We start from the raw sequence: 19,249 nt of genomic DNA, 5'->3' as shown, positions 1-19,249 counted from the left end.
GCCCCCCTCCTCTGTGTGTGTCTGCTGCCTTGCCTCAGTAGTTGACCCGCAAGGAGACGCCGATCTGCCGCACGCTGTCGAAACCGAAGCGCTGGGTGTAGCTTAGCACACCCGCATTGGAATCCGCGTTCTCGAGAGTAATCTGCTTGGGCACGAATTCGTTGGTGCAGTTCTTGCAGAAGATGCTCGCGCGCAGCTTGTCGCCGAGATTGAAACCGACGCTCGCCCCCAGCAAGTCGACGGCACCGACCTGCGCGCCGGGGGCCTGGTTGATGAGGAAGTTGATGCTTGAGCGATGATACCAGTTGGCTTCGATGAACGGTGTGAAGTCACCGCCGGTATCGATTTCGTAGATCGCCTGCACTGTCGAGGTCAGCTTCGGCGAGTAGGGCAGCGAGAGACCTTCGGCATCGAAGGTCGCGTTGACGGCGCAGGACGGGTCGGGCTGCCCGGTATAGCACTGTGCTCCGGGGAAGCTGTCGTAATGTGCATCGAGGAAGGTCATGCCACCGTTGATCGACAGGCCATCGACGGGCCGGGCAATAACCGAAATCTCGACACCCTTGTTGATGACGGAAGCTGCGTTCTGGACCACAAAGGTCTGCAGCACGGTGTCGAGCGACTGCACCTGAAAGTTGTCGAACTTCGTGAAGAATGCCGAGGCGTTGAACGTCAGCCAGTCGAGCGGCTGCGACTTCAGGCCGATCTCGAATGCATCTGACGTTTCCGGGTCGATCGCACGGATCGAGGAAACCCTTGTGACGCTGTCGCGGATGGCGGTTTGGTTGAAACCCGGCCCCTTGTAGCCCCGGCCGAAGAAGCCATAGATCATCAGGTCGGGCATGGGCTCGAACTGGCCGCCGATTTTCCAGCTGAAATTGGTGTTGTCGGCAGAGTCGGAAAAGGTTCCGGGGAAGACGCCGAGTTTCACGAACGAGGAGATGTACTGCCCCTGGACGATATTGATGTCGACCTGATCGTGGGTGACGCGGGCACCGGCGAAAACCCTGAAGGTATCGCTCAACTCGAACTCCAGCTGACCGAACCCGGCGTAGCTCTTGGTGCTGAGTTCGGTGGTCAGATCGCGGCCGAGGAAATAGTTGTTGCTGACCGAGCAATTCGGCGGCGGTCCGGGGTTGACGACAGCTCCGACACAGAAGGGGAAGTTAGGCAATTGGGAGGCTGGCGTGCTCCCGTTGCCGAACAGGGCCGACTGCTGGTTCAGCTTCGATTCCATGTAGTAAAGGCCCATCTGGCCGGTAATGCGTCCGCTGGAAGGCAGGGCCAGACGCAATTCGTTGCTATACTGATCGAAATCGGAATCGGTGAAGTTCTGGTTCACATTATCGAACTGCGTGCCATCCGTGTCGAGATTTTGCGTCGCCTGATAATAGCGCCAGGCGAAGATGTTGGAGATCTCTAAACCCGAGCCGAACTCATACGAAACACGTGCCTGTGCGCCGCCGGTCCCGATTTCGCGGAAATAGCCGCCATCGGCGAGGTTGATGAAATTGTCCGGGCTGGGGGTGATGCCAGCCTGATTGGCAGCCGCGGTCAGTTCCGATCCCGCGCCAAGTTCACGGAACGTGTTGCCGAACCGGTCGAGCCCGTCGTCGATTTCGTTGTAATCGGCGATCAGGTAAACGGACAGGCCGTTGTCGCCTTCATAAAGGTACTTGGCCTTGAACTGCAGGTTGGTCTTGTCCTCGATGTTCTTGCGCTCGAACCCAAGCTCTGGAATCGTGCCGCCCTGAAAGCGGGTGATGTTGGTTACAGGGGGGCTCTGGTTGGCGTAGAGCGCATTGATGCGCAGCGCGCTGTTTTCGCTGACGGGAACGTTGAGCGTTTGCTTGCCGATGAAACTGATCGCTGCACGGTTGGCGCCGGGCGTGTCGCGGGTTGAAAGCTCGACATCGGTCTGGCCACTCAGCTCGCCGATGCGCGGGGCGGTCGTAACGATATTGAGAAGGCCTGCCGAAGCGTTCTTGCCGAAAAGCAGGCCTTGCGGGCCGGACAAGACCTCGACGCGCGCCACGTCATAGAGCATCGGCGTGCTCAGTGTCTGGTTGGCCAGATTGACCTCGTCGAGGGCGAAGGCGACGCTTGAATCGATTGTGTCGGCAAAGGCCAGCGTGCCCACACCGCGGACCGCGAAGTTCGAGTCGGTGCCGACTTGCAGACTGGGAGCGGCTGCGGCGAGCGAGGTCAGGTCGTTGATCTGGCGTGAGTTCAGCGCTTCGTCCGAAACGACGGCAAGGCTGACCGGCACGTCCTGAAGATTTTGCTCACTGCGCTGCGCGGTGACGATAATGGCGTTGGAGGGCAGGCGCTCGTCACCGCTGCCGGTCTGGGCAAAGGCGGAGGCCGGGACCGCAGCGAGCGTAACAGCAAGAGCAATTTTGGATACATCAATCCGACAGGCGGAGCGTGTCATGCAGGTTCTCCCATTGGCCACGGGATCCTTGAAACTGGCCCGGGCATTGTTCAGGCCCGCAAATACACGTGGTCAGACCAATTTCTGAAATTGAATGTTGTAATCACGACTCATAAGAGTCCCTTATATCGTTTCGTGCGCCGGTATCACGGCGGCTGATGTGAGGTGAATTGCGCGAAGGCTGGATCGGTGTGACGACCGTGGCCCCCTTCGATGGGGCGACCGCGGAAACCGGCGGCTGCCGGGAATCCCGGAGTGGCCCGCATTTTGAGCTTTGCCGACTTGCATCATTGCAATTGTTCAATTGCGATAAGAACAATCTATTCGACGCGCGCCCTCGTAGGCGGGAAGGTCATATCGCCCGATTTCCTGTACTCCTGCGAGGAGGTGCAGGAAGGGGCGGGTAGTGGATACTTGCGCAAGGCAGAACATATGAAACTGAACCGCAGACAGGCCATCACGGCAATTGGCGCGGCAAGCGTGACCTCGGCATGCGCGACAGCGCGCAGTATGCCTATGAGCCGCGAGCGGCCGAACATTCTGTGGATCGTCAGTGAGGACAACAATCCCTTTATCGGTGCCTATGGCGATCCGCTGGCCCACACGCCCAACATCGATGCCATGGCGCGGGGCGGCATTCTCTATCGCAATGTCTATTCGAACGCGCCGGTCTGCGCGCCCTCGCGCTTCTGCCTGCTGACGGGCATCAATCCGGAATCCGCTGCGCCAGCCAATCACATGCGCGCCGAGGCCAGGCTGCCCGATTTCATCCGCACCTATCCGGAGTATCTGCGCGCGCTGGGCTATTACTGCACCAACAACTCCAAGACCGACTACAACTGCAAGATCGAGCCCGATGCGATCTGGGACGAATCCAGCAGGGATGCGCATTATCGCAACCGGCCCGAAGGCGCGCCGTTCATGGCGGTGTTCAACACCGAGATCACGCATGAATCGCGGCTGTTCGGAGTGACCGAGGGTAAGGTCTCGCCCGAGGACGTGCGAGTCCCGCCCTATCTCCCGGACAGCCCGGAAGTGCGGCGCGATTTCGCCAGCTACTACAACCTGATGGAAAAGATGGACCTATTCGTCGGCGACCGTCTGCGCGAACTGGAAGAGGCTGGCCTCGCAGAGGACACCATCGTCTTCTACTATTCCGACAACGGCGGCTGCATGCCGCGCTCGAAGCGGTATTGCTACGAGGAAGGGCAGCGCGTCGCGATGGTGGTGCATGTGCCCGAGAAGTGGCGGCATCTCGCGCCGGTTCCTGCGGGCAGCGAGATCGCCGCGCCGGTGTCGTTCATCGATTTCGTGCCGACGTTGCTCTCACTGGTTGGTGAGCAGCAGCCGCGAGAGATGCCGGGCAAGGCCTTTCTTGGCCAGAACATCGCCGATCCGAAGGTCTATGCCTTCGGGATGCGCAACCGGATGGACGAGCGTTATGACTTCATCCGCACCGTCACCGATGGCCGCTATCGCTATATCCGCAATTACATGCCGCACCGCCCGTGGGGGCAGGTCGTCGGCTTCGAGTGGATGCTGCGCAGCTATCAGGACTGGCATGCGCGCTATCTGGCAGGTGAGCTGACGCCGGTGCAAAGCCGGTTCTTCGAGCCCAAGCCATACGAGGAATTCTACGATCTGGCTGCCGATCCGGATGAGATCGACAATCTGGCTGGCAATCCGGGTTCGGGATCGGGTGTTCTCAACGCCATGCGCAAAGCGCTTGACGAACACATGCTGGCGATCAACGACAACGGCTTCATCCCCGAAGGCTCGCTGCTTGAAGGCTATGTCGAGAGCCGCCAGCCGGGGGCCTATCCGCTGGCGCAGGTCATGGCTCTTGCCGCCCGTGCGGCAGGCGGCACGGCTGACGAGGTCGATGCGCTGGCGGCTGAACTGTCATCCGATAACGAGGTGATCCGCTATTGGGCGGCGACCGGCCTGCTGATCCGGGGTGAGGGTGCGGCCCCTTTCGCCGGGGCGATGCAAGCGGCACTCGAAGCCGAGAGCAGCCCGCAAGTCCGCGTAGTTCTGGCAGAAGGGCTGATCCATGTTGGCCGGGCCGAAGCGGGAGTGACCGAATTGGCGCGCCTGCTGGCCGACAGCTCTGCGGAAATGGTCCGATTGCAGGCGCTTAATGCGCTGACCTATGTTGCCGATCCTTCGACCGCTATGCCGGCGGTGGAAGCGCTGGTCGACGATCCGGGGTATCTCGGCCGGGCGGCGAGCTATCTGGCGCGGGTGCAGGACGGGACGTTCGACCCGCATGTCTCGCTGATGCCGCCGTGGCGCGAGCCGGGCTCGCAATAAGGGGGCCTTCGCGCTCTAACCCAGCTGGCGCGGCAGCCAGAGCGTCAGTTCGGGCACGAAGGTGATCAGCATCAGTGCGACGAACAGCGCCAGATAGAACGGCCAGATCGTTCGCAGCGCTTCGCCCATGCGAATGTTCTGCGCTGCGCAGCCCACGAACAGCACCGAGCCCACTGGCGGCGTGAGCAGACCGATCCCCAGCGCCAGCATCAGCATCATTCCGAACTGCACCGGGTCCATCCCGACCGAGGTGGCGATGGGCAGGAAGATCGGCGTGGTGATCAGGATCAGCGGCGCCATGTCCATGAAGGTGCCCAGCACCAGCAGCATCAGCGCAATCGTCAGCAGGGTCAGCGCCGGGCTTTGCATCGCGGGTGCGAGCAGGTCGGCGAGCTGCGCGGGCGCTTGCAGCACCGCCAGCACCCAGCCGAACAGCGAGGCTGCTGCGATGATGAACATCACCATCACCGTGGTCCGTGCGCTATTGAGGAAGGCGAGCTTGAGCCGCGCGAGGTCGAGATCACGATAGAGGAACAGGCCGACCAGCAAGGTGTAGGCGCAGGCTGTCGCCGCGCTTTCAGTGGGGGTGAAGATGCCCGCCAGAATGCCGACGAGGATCACCAGCGCGGTCAGGATGCCGGGGAAGGCAGCCGCGCCCGAGCGCAGCACCGCGCGAAAGCCCGGAAAGGAGCCGCGCGGATAGCCGCGCCTGGTGGCAACGATGGCCGCGACCACCATCAGCGTGATGCCCGTGAGCACACCGGGCACGATCCCGCCGACGAACAGATCGCCGATCGAAATGCCTGCGCCAGCCGCTGTCGCATAAAGGATCATGTTGTGCGAGGGCGGTATCAGCAGGCCCGTGATCGAGGCCGTGGTCGAGACGTTCACCGCGTAGTCGGCATCATAGCCACGCTTGCGCATTTCGGGGCCAAGGGCCGATCCCATCGCCGAGGCGCTGGCGAGGGCAGAGCCGGATACAGCCCCGAACAGCATCGATGAAACGATAGTGACCTGCCCGAGCCCGCCCGGTGCGCGGCCCACCAGATTGTCGGCAAAGGTCACCATGCGCCGGGCAATTCCGGCCTGCGTCATCAGTTCACCGGCAAGGATGAACAGCGGAATGGCCATCAGCGTGAACACGTTGATGCCCGCTGCCATGCGCTGCATCGCGACCACCAGCGGGATGTCCATCGCCAGCAGCAGAGCCGTGGCCGAAAGGAACAGCGACAGCGCCACCGGCACGCCGAGAAACAGCAGCGCGGCGAGCAGGAGCAGCAGGAACAGGATCTCCATCAGGCGCTCCCCCGGCTGCCCGCCGCGTCGGCGCCGCTGGCGAGATGGCTGACGGAAAACAGCGCGATCAGCACGCCGCTGACGGGGATCACGCTGTAAACCATGCCGCGCGATAGCGGGAGTGTGGGCACCGCGTTGGACCAGGTCTCGGCCACCAGTTCGGTGCCGAGCCAGGCGATGAGCACGCCCGAAAGGATGCTCAGCATATGGGCGAGGGCCACCGCGCGGTGTGACCATGGCTCGCTGAGGCTGGCAACGCCTTCGGCCACGCGGATATGGAAGCCCTCGGCAACCCCCGCCGCCGTGCCGAGAAATGTCATCCAGATCATCAGCAACAGCGCGAATTGTTCGGCCCATGCCGGGCTCGATCCGAGCAGGTAGCGCGCCAGCACCTGCCAGCACAGCACGCCCATCATCAGCGCCAGACACAGCGCCGACAGCGCCAGAAAGGCGCGCCCGATCAGTTGCAGCGGCCTAGGCATCGCTGCGGCTTCCATCGGCATCGGGCATGGTCCTGATATCCTCAACCAGTCGCCGCAAGGCGGGTGTGTCGGCATAGTCGTCCCACACGCCGGTCATGGCGCGGGCGAAACTGTCGCGGTCGACATCGTCGATAATCTGCACCCCGGCCTGTTCGACAATGCGGCGCGATTCGAGCACGCGGGCATCCCACAGTTGCCGCATCACCGGGACGGAGGCGGCGGCGGCAGCAAGCACGTGGCCACGGTCTTCGTCCGAAAGCATGTCCCAGCGGCGGCGCGACATGGCGAAGATTTCGGGCGCCATCACGTGCCGGGTCAGGCTGTAGACCGGCGCGGCCTCGAAGTGGCGCGAGCTTTCGTAGGAGGGGAAGTTGTTCTCGGCCCCGTCGATCACGCCCTGCACGAGGCCTTGATAGACCTCGCCATAGGCCATCGGGGTGGGATCGCCGCCCATGGCCTCGATCATCGAGACGAACAGATCGGAGGTCTGCACGCGGATTTTCAGGCCGCGCATGTCGGCGGGGCTGCGCACGGGGCGGTCCTTGGTGTAGATCGAGCGCGCACCGCTGTCGTAGAAGGCAAGTCCGATCAGGCCATGCGCGCTGAGCCCCTGCAGGATCGCCTTGCCGGGCGCGCCGTCCATGGCGCGGCGCATGTGCGCGATGCTGCGGAACAGGAAGGGCAGGGTGGGGACCTTGGTCTCGGGCACCAGCGAATTGAGCGGCGCGGCGTTGATGCGCACGAAATCGATCCCGCCGAACTGTGCCAGTTCCATCGTGTCGTTCTGGCTGCCGAGCTGCTCGGAGGGGTAGACCTCCACCCGCATTCGCCCGCCGGTGCGCCGGGCCAGATCCTCGGCGAAGAAGCGCAGGGCGGCAACGGTGGGATAGCCTTCGGGCTGGCTGTCGGCCGCGAGCATGGGCGCGGAAATGACGCCGCAGGCACTCACGCAACCGGCCAGCGCAAGTGAGACGCCCGCCGTCAGCGTGGTCCTGCGCGTCCAGAGGGGCGGGGGGCTCACCGAGTAGCAAGCCGCTTGGCGACGAGCGATTGCAGCAGTGCGAGGCTTTCTGCCTGCGCTGTGAAGTGTTCGGCGAACAGGCCCCCTGCGCCGAACATCGCTTTCGCGATCCCCTCGGGCCCGGCCTCTTTCCAGAGGGCGGCGAGCTGGTTGGCCATCGGATCGTCCACTGTGTGTCCGTCGGCGCGCACGAACACGATCCATGCGGCCAAGGCTTCGAGAATGGCCGGGCAGGTGCGGCCCTGCTGCTGATGATGGGCGAGCGTTTCGAGCCAGCGCTGCGGTATCTTCTGCGATCCGTCCATCGCGATTTGCGCCAGCCGGTGCGGCAGCGAGGGGTTGCCAAAGCGGTGCAGCAGATCGTCGGCATAGGCGGACAGGTCCTGTCCCGGAGCCGCCGCAAAGCTGGTCGCAGCCTGTTCGCGCATCAGCCGGTCCACGAGCGGGCCGATGTGCGGATGAGCGACGGCTTCGCTGACCAGCGCCAGCCCTTCTGCCAGCCCGAGATAGGCAAGCGCCGAATGGGCTCCGTTCAGCATCCTGAGCTTGGCCGTTTCGTAGGGCGCGACATCGGCCACCAGTTGCGCGCCATGGTCCTCCCAGCGCGGGCGACCGGCGGCGAAGGCGTCCTCGATCACCCACTGGCTGAACGGCTCGGTGACGACGGCCCCGGCGTCCTCCATCCCGAGTATGGCGGCGACCTCGGCCAGATCGGCCTCGGTGGTGGCGGGGACAATGCGGTCGACCATCGAACAGGGGAAGGTGCAATGGGCCTCGGTCCACTGCGCCAGCGCCGGATCGACCCGCTCCAGATAGGCGAGCAAGGCGCGTTGCAGCTTGCGCCCGTTGGCGGCGAGGTTGTCGCAGCTGAGCAGGGTCAGGCCGCCTGCCTGATGGTCGCGCCGCGCGGTGAGGCCTCGGGCGAGAAAGCCGTAGATCGTCGCAGGCGTGCCCGATTGCAGCTCTTCGGCGATGGCCGGGTGGTCGAAATCGAGCGTGCCATTGGCGGCGAAATGATAGCCTTTCTCGGTCACGGTAAAGGTGACGATCCGGGTGGCTGGATTGGCCAGCGCGGAGATCACTGCGTCGGCGCTCCGGCTTGCCACCAGCACTTCGGCGACCGATCCAATCACCCTGGTCTGCGGCTCGCCGTCGCCTTTGACGGTGACCGAATAGAGTGCGTCCTGCGGGGCCAGTTGATCGTGCACCCCGGCGCTGCGCAGCGACACGCCACAGATGCGCCAGTCGCGCTCCCCGCCGTCCATCGCCGCATCGGTGTAGACGGCCTGATGCGCCCGGTGGAACGCGCCGATGCCCAGATGGACAATGCCGACCGCCTGCGCGGCAAAGTCATAGGCGGGCACCTGCACCTGCGCTGGCAGACGGGCGACACTCGCGGCAGACAGCCTCACAACTTGTAGGCCTTCTTGGCGAGGTTGTAGGCGAGGTCTGCCGCAAGCTCTGCGGCTTCGCTATCCTCCAGCCGGTGCTCCGCCACCAGCCTGGCGAGAAACGCGCAGTCCATCCGCCGCGCGACATCGTGGCGGGCGGGGATCGACAGGAAGGCGCGGGTATCGTCGTTGAAGCCCACGGTGTTGTAGAAGCCGGCGGTCTCGGTCATCTGCTCGCGGAAGCGGCGCATGCCTTCGGGGCTATCGTGGAACCACCATGGCGGCCCGATCCTCAGCGCGGGATAGTGCCCGGCCAGCGGTGCCAGTTCGCGCGAATAGGATGTCTCGTCGAGCGTAAACAGGATGATCGTCAGGCCCGCCTCGTTGCCGTAGCGGGCAAGCAGCGGGGCGAGCTGTTCGACATAGCCCGTCTGCATCGGAATATCCGCGCCCTTGTCGCGCCCGAAGGTCTCGAACAGCCACGGGTTGTGGTTGCGATAGGAGCCGGGGTGGATCTGCATCACCAGCCCATCCTCAATGCTCATCTGCGCCATCACGGTGAGCATATGGGCGCGGAACAGCTCGGCATCGGCGGGGGACACATGTTCGCCGGTAACGCGGGCGAACAGCGCGCGGGCGTCAGCGAGGCTGAGGTCGGCGGTCTGGGCGGTGGGGTGGCCGTGGTCGGTCGAGGTCGCGCCCATCCGTGCGAAGAAGGCCCGGCGATTGCGATGCGCGGCGAGGTAGCCGTCGTAGCTGAACGCATCCTTGCCGCTGAGGTCGGAGAAGCGGGCGAGGTTATCGCGGAAACCCTCGAACTCGGGGTCGATCACCGGATCGGGGCGATAGGCGGTGATGACCCTGCCGGTCCAGCCGCTGTCGCGGATCGCCTGATGATGCGCCAGCGTATCGAGCGGGCTTTCGGTGGTGGCGATAGCTTCGATATTGAACCGCTCGAACAGCGCGCGGGGGCGGAAATCGTCCTGTTGCAGCTTGGCGTTGATGCTGTCGAAATAGAGATCGGCCGTCCCGGCCTCCAGCCTCACCTCCAGCCCGAAGGCCTCGGCAAAGACCCAGTCGAGCCACAGCCGCGAGGGGGTGCCGCGAAACAGGTGGTAGTTCGCCGCGAACAGGCGCCATGCCGCGCGTGGATCGGCGCTGGACGGCTGACCCTTTCTGCGAACGCCCAGATCGTCGAGCGCAATTCCCTGACTGTAAAGCATCCGCAGCAGATAGTGGTCCGGCACCAGCAACAGGCTGGTCGCATCGGTGAAGGGGGCGTTGGTGGCAAACCAGGCCGGGTCGGTGTGGCCGTGCGGGCTGATGATCGGCAGGTCGCGCACCGACCGATAGAGATCGCGCGCTATGCTACGCGTCTGCGCATCCGCAGGGAACAGGCGGTCGGGATGCAGGATAAGTGGTTGCACTGGGCCTCTCTCCGGTTTGATTGAGATAGTCCTTGCCAGAATAGGTCAGACCAATCTAGAAAAATTGTCAGCCGGAATGTCCGGCACGGCATTCTCTCGGTTGGAGACCCTGAATGAAAATCACGTCGGCGAAGGTCATCGTTACCTGCCCCGGACGCAACTTCGTAACGCTCAAGATCGAGACGGACGAGGGCGTTTACGGGATCGGCGATGCCACGCTCAACGGGCGTGAGGTGGCCGTGGTGTCCTACCTGGAGGATCACGTGATCCCCTGCCTGATCGGGCAGGACCCGCAGCGGATCGAGGACATCTGGCAGTTCCTCTATCGCGGGGCCTACTGGAGGCGCGGCCCGGTCACCATGCGCGCGATTGCCGCGGTCGACGTGGCGCTGTGGGACATCAAGGCCAAGCTCGCCGGAATGCCGCTTTACCAGCTGCTCGGCGGCAAGAGCCGCGACAAGGTGATGGTCTATGGCCATGCCAATGGCTCCGATATTGCCGAGACGGTGGATGCGGTCGGCAAATATATCGACATGGGCTATCTCGCGGTGCGCGCGCAGTCGGGCGTACCGGGGGTGAAGGATGCCTATGGCGTGGGGCGCGGGGTGCTGCATTATGAGCCCGCCGATGCCGATCTGCCGAGCCAGACCGGCTGGGATACGCGCAAGGCGCTCAACCATGTGCCCAAGCTGTTCGAGACGCTGCGCGACACCTATGGCTTCGATGTCCACCTGCTGCACGACGGGCATCACCGCTACACCCCGCAGGAAGCGGCGAACCTCGGCAAGATGCTGGAGCCCTGTCAGCTGTTCTGGCTGGAGGACGTGACCCCGGCGGAAAATCAGGAAGCGTTCAAGCTGATCCGCCAGCACACGGTCACTCCGCTGGCCGTGGGCGAGATTTTCAACACGATCTGGGACGCGAAGGATCTGATCCAGAACCAGCTGATCGACTATATCCGCGCCACCATCGTAGGGGCGGGCGGCCTCACGCATCTGCGCCGGATTGCCGATCTTGCCAGCCTCTATCAGATCCGCACCGGCTGCCACGGCGCGACCGACCTTTCGCCCGTCACCATGGGCACGGCGCTGCATTTCGACACCTGGGTGCCCAACTTCGGCATTCAGGAATATATGCGCCACACCGAGGAGACCGACGCGGTCTTCCCGCATGACTATCGCTTCGAGAGCGGCCACCTGATCTGCGGCGAAAAGCCCGGTCACGGCGTCGATATCGACGAGGAGCTGGCCGCGAAATATCCCTATAGCCGGGCCTATCTACCCTACACCCGCCTGTCCGACGGGACGGTGTGGAACTGGTGATGCGCATCCTCGTCATCGGCGAAGGCATGGTGGAGTTCACCCGCGAGCAGGATCGCTGGGTGCAGGGCATTGGCGGCGATACGCTCAACACGGCGATCCACCTGGCGCGGCTGGGGGCCGATGTCGCCTATGCCTCGGCGCTGGGCGAGGACATGTTCAGCGCTGCGCTGCGCGAGGCGATTGTAGCCGAGGGTGTCGACGCCAGCCTCGTGGCGACCGATGCGCAGCGGCAATGCGGGATCTACTTCGTCTCCACCGATGCCGCGGGTGAGCGCAGCTTCACCTATTGGCGCTCGCAAAGCGCGGCGCGGGCGATGATGGAAACACTCGATGCTGATCGGCTGGGCACGGCGATGGCTGAGGCCGAGCTTGTCCATCTGTCGCTGATCTCGCTGGCGATCCTGCCCGAGGAGGGCCGTGAACGTCTGCGCGATCTGGTGCGGCAGGCGAAGGCAGCCGGAACGCGGATTTCCTTCGACAGCAACTATCGCCCGATCCTGTGGCAGAGCCGCGAGGAAGCCGCGCGTTGGAGCGCTGCCATGGCTTCTCTCGCCGACATCGGCCTGCCGACGCTGGAGGACGAGGTCGCTCTGGGAACGGCGGGCGATGCGGCGGGCGTGTCGGCGGCATGGTCGGCGCTGGGTTGCCATGAAGTGGTGGTGAAGTGCGGCAGTGCGGGGTGTCTGGTGCCCGGCGGTGAGGCCATCGCGGCGCAGGCCGTGGCGGTGGTCGACACCAGCGGCGCCGGGGATTCGTTCAACGCCGCCTATCTGCATGGGCGGCTGTCCGGGCTCCCTCCGGCAGAGGCTGCGCGCAGGGCCACCAAGCTGGCCGGCTGGGTTGTCGGCCGGAAGGGAGCCATCCCGGCTGCCGAACCGAATATCTATAGCTAAGCCTTGCGGGAGAGAGCGGGAATGAAAAACACACGGATCGGGCATTCGATGGCCCTGCTTTTCGGCACAGCGTCACTTCTCGGCGCTTGTGTCAGCACGCCCGCAACCGCGCCGGAGCTTTCAACGCCGCAAGCGCCCATCGCTGCGCGGGTAAAGCCGGTGATTACGGTCGATGGTCTCCGATTCAAGGACCTGAATGCCAGCGGCACGCTTGACCCTTACGAAGACTGGCGTCTCACTGCCGAGCAGCGCGCGGACGATCTCGCCTCGCGCATGACGCTGGCCGAAAAGGCCGGGATGATGCTGATCGCGACCAATAACCCGGCCTGCGACGGCACGGTGACCGACACCGGGCGCGAGATGATCGAGCAGCGGCATATGACCCGCTTCATCCTGCGCGCGACCGCCACGCCCGAAGGCGCGGACTGCTCGGTCGAACTGAGCGGATTTGCCCTGCGCGGCGGGTATGACCAGACGCCTTCCGAACTCGCAGGATTCACCAATGCGGTGCAGGAACTGCGCGAGGGGACCCGGCTCGGCATCCCGGCGCTGTTCAAGGACAATGCCCGCAACCATGTCGAGGTCTCGCCCACCTTCGGGATCGGGCAAGGGGCCGGGTCGTTCACCGAGTTTCCGAAGGAGGCGGGGCTCGCCGCCGCGATGCTGGGGGCAGGGGCGCCGCTTTCGGCCAGCGATGGCATGCCACCTGCGAACCTGCGGCCCGACCCTGAGGTGCTGCGCCAGTTCACCCGCGTGATGGGGCAGGAATGGCGCGCGGTCGGCCTGCGCGGCATGTATGGCTATATGCTCGATCTCGGGACCGAGCCGCGCTGGTCGCGCTTCCACGAGACCTTCAGCGAGAATGCCGATCTGGTTGGCCTGATCGGACGCGAACTAGTGGCCGGCTTGCAGGGACCGAAGGGTGCCGACGGCCTTGCGCTCAGCCCGGACACTGCCGTCAGCATGACGGTCAAGCATTTCCCCGGTGGTGGGCCGCAGCACCTCGGTCTCGATGCGCATTACACTTTCGGCAAGGACCAGTTCTACACCGATCCCTCGGGCAACTACGGCTTCGACTATCACCTGCGCCCCTTCGCCGAGGCGGTTGACGCCGGTGTAGCGGCGATCATGCCCTATTACGGGGTGCCTGTGGGCGCGATGCACAATGGCGAGGAACTGGAGCAGGTCGGCATGGCCTTCTCGCCCGCGATCCTGCGCGGCCTGCTGCGCGAAGAACTGGGATTCGGCGGCTATATCAACTCCGACAGCGGCATCATCGAAGAGCGCGGCTGGGGCCTTGAGGATTACCGGATCAACCCGCGCACCGGCAAGAACTTCACCGTCACCGACCGCACGCAGATGGCCCTCGAAGCAGGCGTCGATGTGATCTCCGAATTCCGCAGCGCGGAGGTGATCGTCGATCTGGTCGAGCAGGGCGCAATTGATGAAGCGACGGTGATCGATCCGGCCATCCGGCACCTGCTGGTCGAGCAGTTCGCACTGGGGCTGTTCGAAAACCCCTATGTCGCGGCGGAGGAGGCCGATCGCATTGTCGGCTCCAGCGCAAACCACGCGCTGGGCCTTGCCATGCAGCGCCGCTCGATCGTGCTGTTGCAGAATCGCGAACTGGACGGACGGCCCGTGTTGCCGCTGGCGCAGGGAAGCTCGGTCTATGTGATGGGCGTCGATCCGACGCTGTTCGCCAAGGCGGGCTTTGCCGTGACCGATGGCAACCCGGCCAGCGGAGGCACCCGTCCGGCGGTGCCCGCTGGGACGGACTATGCCGTCCTCAGCGTGCTGGTGAACAACGCTCCGGCAGGGCGCTATCGTAGCGACGACCCTGCAACCGGTGGCCAGGCTTTGCCGGAAACCATGCAGATCATCGATCCGCACACCGGCCAGCAGCAGGCGAGCTGGGGCGCGCAAGACCCCTGCGTCGTGTCTCCCGGAGAGGGCGTGAACTGCGTCGACAGCCGCCTCTACTTCGGCGGCGCATTCCCGTGGGAGGCGAGCGAGCTTTCGCTGAGTGCGATGGCTGCCTCGCAGAGCTGGGTGATGTATCCCTCGCTTACGGATATCCGCGCGGTGATGGCCGAAATTGGCGACCCGCGCCGGGTGATCGTAAGCATCTATTTCCGCAACCCCTACGCGATCGACCGCGAAAGCGGCGTGCGTGAGGCAGGCGCGCTGCTGGCGACGCTCGGCGTCAGCGAGGAAGCGCTGGTCGATGTCATCGGTGGACAGGCCGCTCCCGGCGGCAGGCTGCCCTTTGCGCTGCCGGCATCGGTGCGCGCAATCGAGGCGCAGCATTCCGATGCTCCCGGCTATGGCGAGACCGAAGGCGGGACATTGTTTCCCTTTGGCTTCGGGCTGGGTTACGAAGCGGGAGCCAAGGCAAGCAAGTAAATGGGCGGACAGGTGAATTCATCGTGGAACGGGCACAGGATCAGACGAGCATGAAAAAGCCACGCGACCGCCTTTACCAGGAAATTGCCGGACGCCTGATCGCGGACATTGCCGCGGGCGGATACCAACCGGGTGATCGCTTGCCCACCGAGCGTGAACTTGCTGCGTCTTACGATGTCAGCCGGCCAACGATCCGCGAGGCGATCATTGCTCTCGAAGTACAGGGCTTCGTCGAAGTACGCATGGGCTCGGGAGCGTATCTCTTGCGCCTTCCGGGCAAAGACGAAGAACCCGATTTCGGTGTCAGTGCGTTTGAGCTGAGCGAGGCGCGGTGGCTGGTGGAAAGCGAATGCGCAGCGCTGGCGGCCGTCAACATCACCGATGAGGAGCTGGCGAATCTCGCTCGCCTCGTTGAGAAAATCTCGGCTGAAAATGAAGAGGCCGGTGGCCGGGAGGAGGCGGATCGAGAATTCCATCTCGCCATCGCCCGGGCTACCCGCAATGCGGCGATGGAAAAGGTTGTGGCACAATTGTGGGATTTGCGGGCAAATTCCCCGGAAAGCGCGTTGCTCCACGCCAAAGCGCGGATGGCCGACGTTAAGCCTGTCGTGCAAGAGCATGCGGACATCCTCGAGGGACTGAAAACGCGAGATCCGGCCAGGGCGCGCCAGGCGATGCAGGATCATCTCACGGCCGTGATCGATAGTCTGCTTTTTGCGACGGAAGAACAGGCGATCGCGGATGCCCGAAAGGCATATGGATCGCGCCGCGCCCGTTTCGACCGCTTGGCGAGCTAGTCCGTAATTGCCGCAAGCAGGCGCATCAGTGCCGCTTCGTTGGCGCAATCTGTTTTCGCCAGCAAGGTCTTGATCTGGCCGCGCAGTGTGTCTGTGGACACGCCACGTGAGGCGGCGATGTCGGTGCGGCTGTGGCCGTTAAGCAGGCGTAGCGCGATCGTGGCTTCGGTCGTGGTCAGCCCATAGAGCGCCGAGAGGAGGCCCGAAATTCCGGCGCGGTCCCCACTGCGCTTGCGGCTAAGCAACACAGCATGAGGTGGCTGCCCGAACTGCCAAGGATAGTGGGGCAAGCGGAAGCCTTCGAAGAACAGCGGCGGCAGCCCGTTCGGCCGCTCGATCCGGCAGCGCACGTTCGCAATGCCGTTGGGCGCCACCAAGGCCGCTATGCACTGGCTCAGCGATAGCGGCTGTGCCGCCGCATCCACCTGACCACCGGAAAGCCGGATCGCACCTTCCCGCACGAGTTCTTCCGCGCCGCTTGTCAGTGCCGTAACCTTGCCCTGTGAATTCAGGACAAATGCAGTGATAGTCATAGCTTCGAAGGCACCGGCCAGCATTTTCGCCTGCTGGTTTTCGAGCCGTTCCTGAAGGCGGACGGCCCTCCGCGCGGCCTGAGACGCGTGCGCAAATACACGCCGCTGCTCACGGGTTGAACGACCTTCCCGTTGTGAACGAAGGATCGCAAGGCCGATCAAGCCGTGCTCGTCGACTACCAAATTCGTTTGGCACCCGAAGGGGATATCAACTTCGGCACAAAAATCGACATAGCCGCGTGTTCTCAGGTGCGGAACGGCCGCGTCATAGTCAGCCTCGTGCAGAACCTGATCATACTGGCCGCGAGCGATCTGGGCATTGGCCGCGGCGATGCGGAAGTTCTCTTCTGGTTTGTCAGCACCACAAGTGAGGGATCTTGAGATATTCTCCGGCGAGAAGTTCGACACGAGGTTGAACGGATTCGCTCGCAGCGGACCAAGACCCAGAAGCTGGCCACTGCTGGATCCGGTCGCCTCGGCCAGCTGCCTCAAGGCGTCGAGCCAATGCGTTGGATCCAGCGCTGCGCTTGTAAAAACCTCGTCCCAATCGGGAAACTCATTCATGCGAGCCCGCATATGCTCCTGACCCACCCAGCAACCTCGGCGTGAACCGAAGGCATGACCGATTAATGGTTAACTATTCCGCCGCTTTGCCCGAATCAAGATGATGTGAACCGTCTTACTTACATCCCCCTCAGGGGAGATGATCGCGCAAAAAGGCAAGGCTACACCACCTGGGCGACCCGCTCCCGCCGCTATGCGGGGCGAGCAAAGTGTCAGGCAGACATCCACCTGCCTGACACCTCTCGCAAACGGTGGGCGCAGCCGAGTCTGCTTGGAAAATGAAACAGCACGCGGTGGCCAGCAACGGCGGCCTGTCCGGCTGAGACAAATTCCGGCGGTGAACTGACTAAGGGGGGTTCATGTTTAAGGTCCATGCACGGCAGGGCGAATGCCTTGCCCTTTGTGCTTGTGCGCTGATGGGAAGTTTGGCCTCCCCCGCGCAGGCGCAGATCATTGATGAAAATACCGAATTCGAAGTCTCGCGTCCGCCACTGCGAGTCGAGACCGGCGTCGACGTTTTCGCCGATCTCAGGTATAGTCTGAACGCGCTTTCCGCCTCGAACTTGCCCGGCGGCTTCGAGGAAGACCGGATACCAGACACTGTCGTGGTTGGCGGCATATCGGCCTATGGTGGCAAGCCTGTTGCCGACGGCGTCGCTCTGGTTGGATCGGTTGGCGCCTTTTACGCGAGCTTTCTCGATCATCAGGAACTGGGTTTCGTCGGCGGGCGTATATCGGCCGGTCTGGCGCTGCGCCCATCGCCTGGCACATCCATGTACCTGATTGGCACCTGTGCGGCGGAGTTCGACGATTCCGATTTCAAGTCGTACTATTCCCATTGTGGCCCCAGCGCAGGCGTCACCTTGGTGCTGGGCGCCAAGGACAGGTTTCACGCGGCCTTGTCGGCCTCGGGCTACATGGCGTTTGGCGACAAGGATCGCTTCGCCCGTTTCGAACAGGCCGAAGTGCGACTGGCTCTGGAAACGGGAGGCCCGGTGCGCTTTGCGATTGAGCCGGGCGGAGCGATCAAGAGTTATGCCACCCCCGGCTTCTGAACCGCCCCGCGATTGCCGGAGGCCCCAACTCCTGAGAGGAAGGGTCTATGAGCAAGACGACGAACAAGTTTTCACCCGAGGTTCGCGAGCGGGCGGTGCGGATGGTTCTCGACAGCGAGAAGGATCATCCCTCGCGCTGGGCCGCGGTGACATCGATTGCCGGCAAGATTGGCTGCTCGGCCTACACGCTGCTCGAGTGGGTGAAGAAGTCCGAGGTCGACAAGGGCATGCGTGCTGGCGTTCCGTCCGAGCTGGCTGACAAGCTCAAGGCGCTGGAACGCGAGAACCGCGAGCTGCGCCAGGCCAACGAGATCCTGCGCAAGGCGTCTGCTTATTTTGCCCAGGCGGAGCTCGACCGCCCACTGAAGCGATGAGCGGGTTCATCGACGAGCATCGCGAGGAGTACGGGGTCGAGCCGATCTGCAGGGTTTTGCCGATCGCCCCATCCACCTACCACGAGCGTGTCGCGCAGCGGCGCGATCCCTCGCGAATGTCGGCCCGTGCCCAGCGCGATCAGGCCCTGAAGCCCGAGGTGCTGCGCGTGTTCTCCGAGAACTTCGGCGTCTATGGTGCAAGGAAGGTGTGGCGGCAGATGAAGCGCGAAGGCTTCGACATCGCCCGATGCACGGTCGAGCGGCTGATGCGCGATCTTGGTCTGCAGGGCGTGATCCGGGGCAAGCCGGTGAAGACGACGGTGAGCGACAAGGCGGCGCCTTGCCCGCTCGATCAGGTCAACCGGCAGTTCCATGCCCCGGCGCCGAACATGCTGTGGGTGTCGGACTTTACGTACGTCGCGACTTGGACCGGGTTCGTCTACGTCGCCTTCGTGATCGACGTGTTCGCCCGCTATATCGTGGGCTGGCGAGTGAGCCGGACCGCGCATGCCGGGTTCGTCCTGGATGCCCTGGAGCAGGCGATCCATCATCGGCGGCCCGTCCATCATGGCGGTCTTATCCACCACTCCGACCGCGGTAGCCAGTACGTCTCGATCAAGTACACCGAGCGTCTCGCCGAAGCCGGGATCGAACCTTCGGTGGGCAGCGTTGGCGACAGCTACGACAACGCTTTGGCCGAAACGATCAACGGACTCTACAAAGCCGAGGTGATCCACCGACGCGGGCCGTGGCGGTCGTTCGAGGCTGTCGAACATGCCACGCTCGAATGGGTGAGTTGGTTCAACAACAGGCGGTTGCTCGAGCCAATCGGCAACATCCCGCCCGCCGAAGCCGAAGCACGATACTACGCCATGCTGGACGAACGCCCGATGGCGGCATAACTCAAACCAAATGGCCTCCGGCAATCGCGGGGCGGTTCA

General features: G+C 63.7%; 14 protein-coding genes and 1 other annotated feature. Of the genes, 7 read left to right on the top strand and 7 right to left on the bottom strand.

The window, feature by feature from the left end; translation table 11 throughout:
• Positions 1 to 34: 34 nt before the first annotated feature.
• Positions 35 to 2,434, bottom strand: coding sequence for a TonB-dependent receptor (locus D2V17_RS11950; protein WP_119593120.1), 2,400 nt, complete (start codon positions 2,432 to 2,434; stop codon positions 35 to 37).
• Positions 2,435 to 2,866: 432 nt separating this feature from the next.
• On the opposite strand from D2V17_RS11950, the gene D2V17_RS11945 reads away from it, so the two are divergent.
• Entirely contained in the window at positions 2,867 to 4,747 is a 1,881-nt protein-coding gene (locus D2V17_RS11945) for a sulfatase-like hydrolase/transferase (RefSeq protein WP_119593119.1), read from the top strand.
• Between the two features lie 15 nt (positions 4,748 to 4,762).
• Here D2V17_RS11945 and D2V17_RS11940 read toward each other — a convergent pair whose 3' ends face one another.
• Genes D2V17_RS11940 through uxaC form a run of 5 tightly spaced genes read right to left on the bottom strand, consistent with a single transcriptional unit; the run spans position 4,763 to position 10,364 of the window.
• The gene (locus tag D2V17_RS11940; protein ID WP_119593118.1) at positions 4,763 to 6,043 is read right to left on the bottom strand and encodes a TRAP transporter large permease; all 1,281 of its coding nucleotides are present in this window, start codon (positions 6,041 to 6,043) and stop codon (positions 4,763 to 4,765) included.
• Entirely contained in the window at positions 6,043 to 6,525 is a 483-nt protein-coding gene (locus tag D2V17_RS11935) for a TRAP transporter small permease (RefSeq protein WP_191229170.1), read from the bottom strand. Before D2V17_RS11935 ends, D2V17_RS11940 begins: the two co-directional genes overlap by 1 nt.
• Complete coding sequence (locus tag D2V17_RS11930) at positions 6,518 to 7,546, bottom strand: TRAP transporter substrate-binding protein (protein ID WP_220474112.1); 1,029 nt, start codon at positions 7,544 to 7,546, stop codon at positions 6,518 to 6,520. Before D2V17_RS11930 ends, D2V17_RS11935 begins: the two co-directional genes overlap by 8 nt.
• The gene (locus tag D2V17_RS11925; RefSeq protein WP_119593116.1) at positions 7,543 to 8,958 is read right to left on the bottom strand and encodes a mannitol dehydrogenase family protein; all 1,416 of its coding nucleotides are present in this window, start codon (positions 8,956 to 8,958) and stop codon (positions 7,543 to 7,545) included. The genes D2V17_RS11930 and D2V17_RS11925 overlap by 4 nt, the downstream gene beginning before the upstream one ends.
• The gene (gene uxaC / locus D2V17_RS11920; RefSeq protein WP_119593115.1) at positions 8,955 to 10,364 is read right to left on the bottom strand and encodes a glucuronate isomerase; all 1,410 of its coding nucleotides are present in this window, start codon (positions 10,362 to 10,364) and stop codon (positions 8,955 to 8,957) included. The genes D2V17_RS11925 and uxaC overlap by 4 nt, the downstream gene beginning before the upstream one ends.
• A gap of 113 nt (positions 10,365 to 10,477) precedes the next feature.
• On the opposite strand from uxaC, the gene manD reads away from it, so the two are divergent.
• The 4 genes from manD to D2V17_RS11900 are packed head-to-tail and all read left to right on the top strand — an operon-like array spanning position 10,478 to position 15,782.
• On the top strand, positions 10,478 to 11,686 hold the full coding sequence (manD, locus tag D2V17_RS11915; RefSeq protein WP_119593114.1) for a D-mannonate dehydratase ManD: 1,209 nt from the start codon (positions 10,478 to 10,480) through the stop codon (positions 11,684 to 11,686).
• Positions 11,686 to 12,579 carry a sugar kinase gene (locus tag D2V17_RS11910; protein ID WP_119593113.1) on the top strand — a complete coding sequence of 298 codons (894 nt, stop codon included), beginning with the start codon at positions 11,686 to 11,688 and terminating at the stop codon, positions 12,577 to 12,579. The genes manD and D2V17_RS11910 overlap by 1 nt, the downstream gene beginning before the upstream one ends.
• Positions 12,580 to 12,600: 21 nt before the next feature.
• A complete protein-coding gene (locus tag D2V17_RS11905) occupies positions 12,601 to 14,985 on the top strand; it encodes a glycoside hydrolase family 3 protein (RefSeq protein ID WP_119593112.1) in 2,385 nt (794 codons plus the stop codon).
• Positions 14,986 to 15,035: 50 nt separating this feature from the next.
• Positions 15,036 to 15,782: a FadR/GntR family transcriptional regulator gene (locus D2V17_RS11900; RefSeq protein ID WP_119593111.1), complete on the top strand. Its 747-nt coding sequence runs from the start codon at positions 15,036 to 15,038 to the stop codon at positions 15,780 to 15,782.
• Here D2V17_RS11900 and D2V17_RS11895 read toward each other — a convergent pair.
• Complete coding sequence (locus D2V17_RS11895; RefSeq protein WP_119593110.1) at positions 15,779 to 16,879, bottom strand: helix-turn-helix transcriptional regulator; 1,101 nt, start codon at positions 16,877 to 16,879, stop codon at positions 15,779 to 15,781. The genes D2V17_RS11900 and D2V17_RS11895 overlap by 4 nt on opposite strands.
• A gap of 416 nt (positions 16,880 to 17,295) precedes the next feature.
• Here D2V17_RS11895 and D2V17_RS11890 point away from each other — a divergent pair, with 416 nt between their 5' ends.
• Positions 17,296 to 17,934, top strand: a complete 639-nt coding sequence (locus D2V17_RS11890; protein WP_119593109.1) for a hypothetical protein — start codon at positions 17,296 to 17,298, stop codon at positions 17,932 to 17,934.
• 47 nt (positions 17,935 to 17,981) lie between these two features.
• Positions 17,982 to 19,210 (top strand): IS3 family transposase gene (locus D2V17_RS11885; RefSeq protein WP_119592530.1). Its coding sequence is split into 2 segments (ribosomal slippage): positions 17,982 to 18,270 and positions 18,270 to 19,210, totalling 1,230 coding nucleotides; the frame shifts between segments, so codons are not numbered across the junction.
• Positions 18,263 to 18,379, top strand: a sequence feature (AL1L pseudoknot). It overlaps the preceding gene by 117 nt.
• Positions 19,211 to 19,249: the final 39 nt, after the last annotated feature.

Origin of the sequence: Aurantiacibacter xanthus (genome assembly GCF_003584015.1) — a bacterium.
Taxonomy (GTDB): domain Bacteria; phylum Pseudomonadota; class Alphaproteobacteria; order Sphingomonadales; family Sphingomonadaceae; genus Alteraurantiacibacter; species Alteraurantiacibacter xanthus.
The sequence above is the reverse complement of the archived record's forward strand: the minus strand, read 5'-3'. Positions and strand labels throughout refer to the sequence as shown.

Coding starts and splice junctions, on each gene's coding strand:
- manD (WP_119593114.1), top strand. CDS start 10,478: ATGAAAATCACGTCGGCGAAGGTCATCGTTACCTGCCCCGGACGCAAC.
- D2V17_RS11900 (WP_119593111.1), top strand. CDS start 15,036: ATGAAAAAGCCACGCGACCGCCTTTACCAGGAAATTGCCGGACGCCTG.
- D2V17_RS11945 (WP_119593119.1), top strand. CDS start 2,867: ATGAAACTGAACCGCAGACAGGCCATCACGGCAATTGGCGCGGCAAGC.
- D2V17_RS11910 (WP_119593113.1), top strand. CDS start 11,686: ATGCGCATCCTCGTCATCGGCGAAGGCATGGTGGAGTTCACCCGCGAG.
- D2V17_RS11895 (WP_119593110.1), bottom strand. CDS start 16,879: ATGAATGAGTTTCCCGATTGGGACGAGGTTTTTACAAGCGCAGCGCTG.
- D2V17_RS11890 (WP_119593109.1), top strand. CDS start 17,296: ATGGGAAGTTTGGCCTCCCCCGCGCAGGCGCAGATCATTGATGAAAAT.
- D2V17_RS11940 (WP_119593118.1), bottom strand. CDS start 6,043: ATGGAGATCCTGTTCCTGCTGCTCCTGCTCGCCGCGCTGCTGTTTCTC.
- D2V17_RS11905 (WP_119593112.1), top strand. CDS start 12,601: ATGAAAAACACACGGATCGGGCATTCGATGGCCCTGCTTTTCGGCACA.
- D2V17_RS11935 (WP_191229170.1), bottom strand. CDS start 6,525: ATGCCTAGGCCGCTGCAACTGATCGGGCGCGCCTTTCTGGCGCTGTCG.
- D2V17_RS11950 (WP_119593120.1), bottom strand. CDS start 2,434: ATGACACGCTCCGCCTGTCGGATTGATGTATCCAAAATTGCTCTTGCT.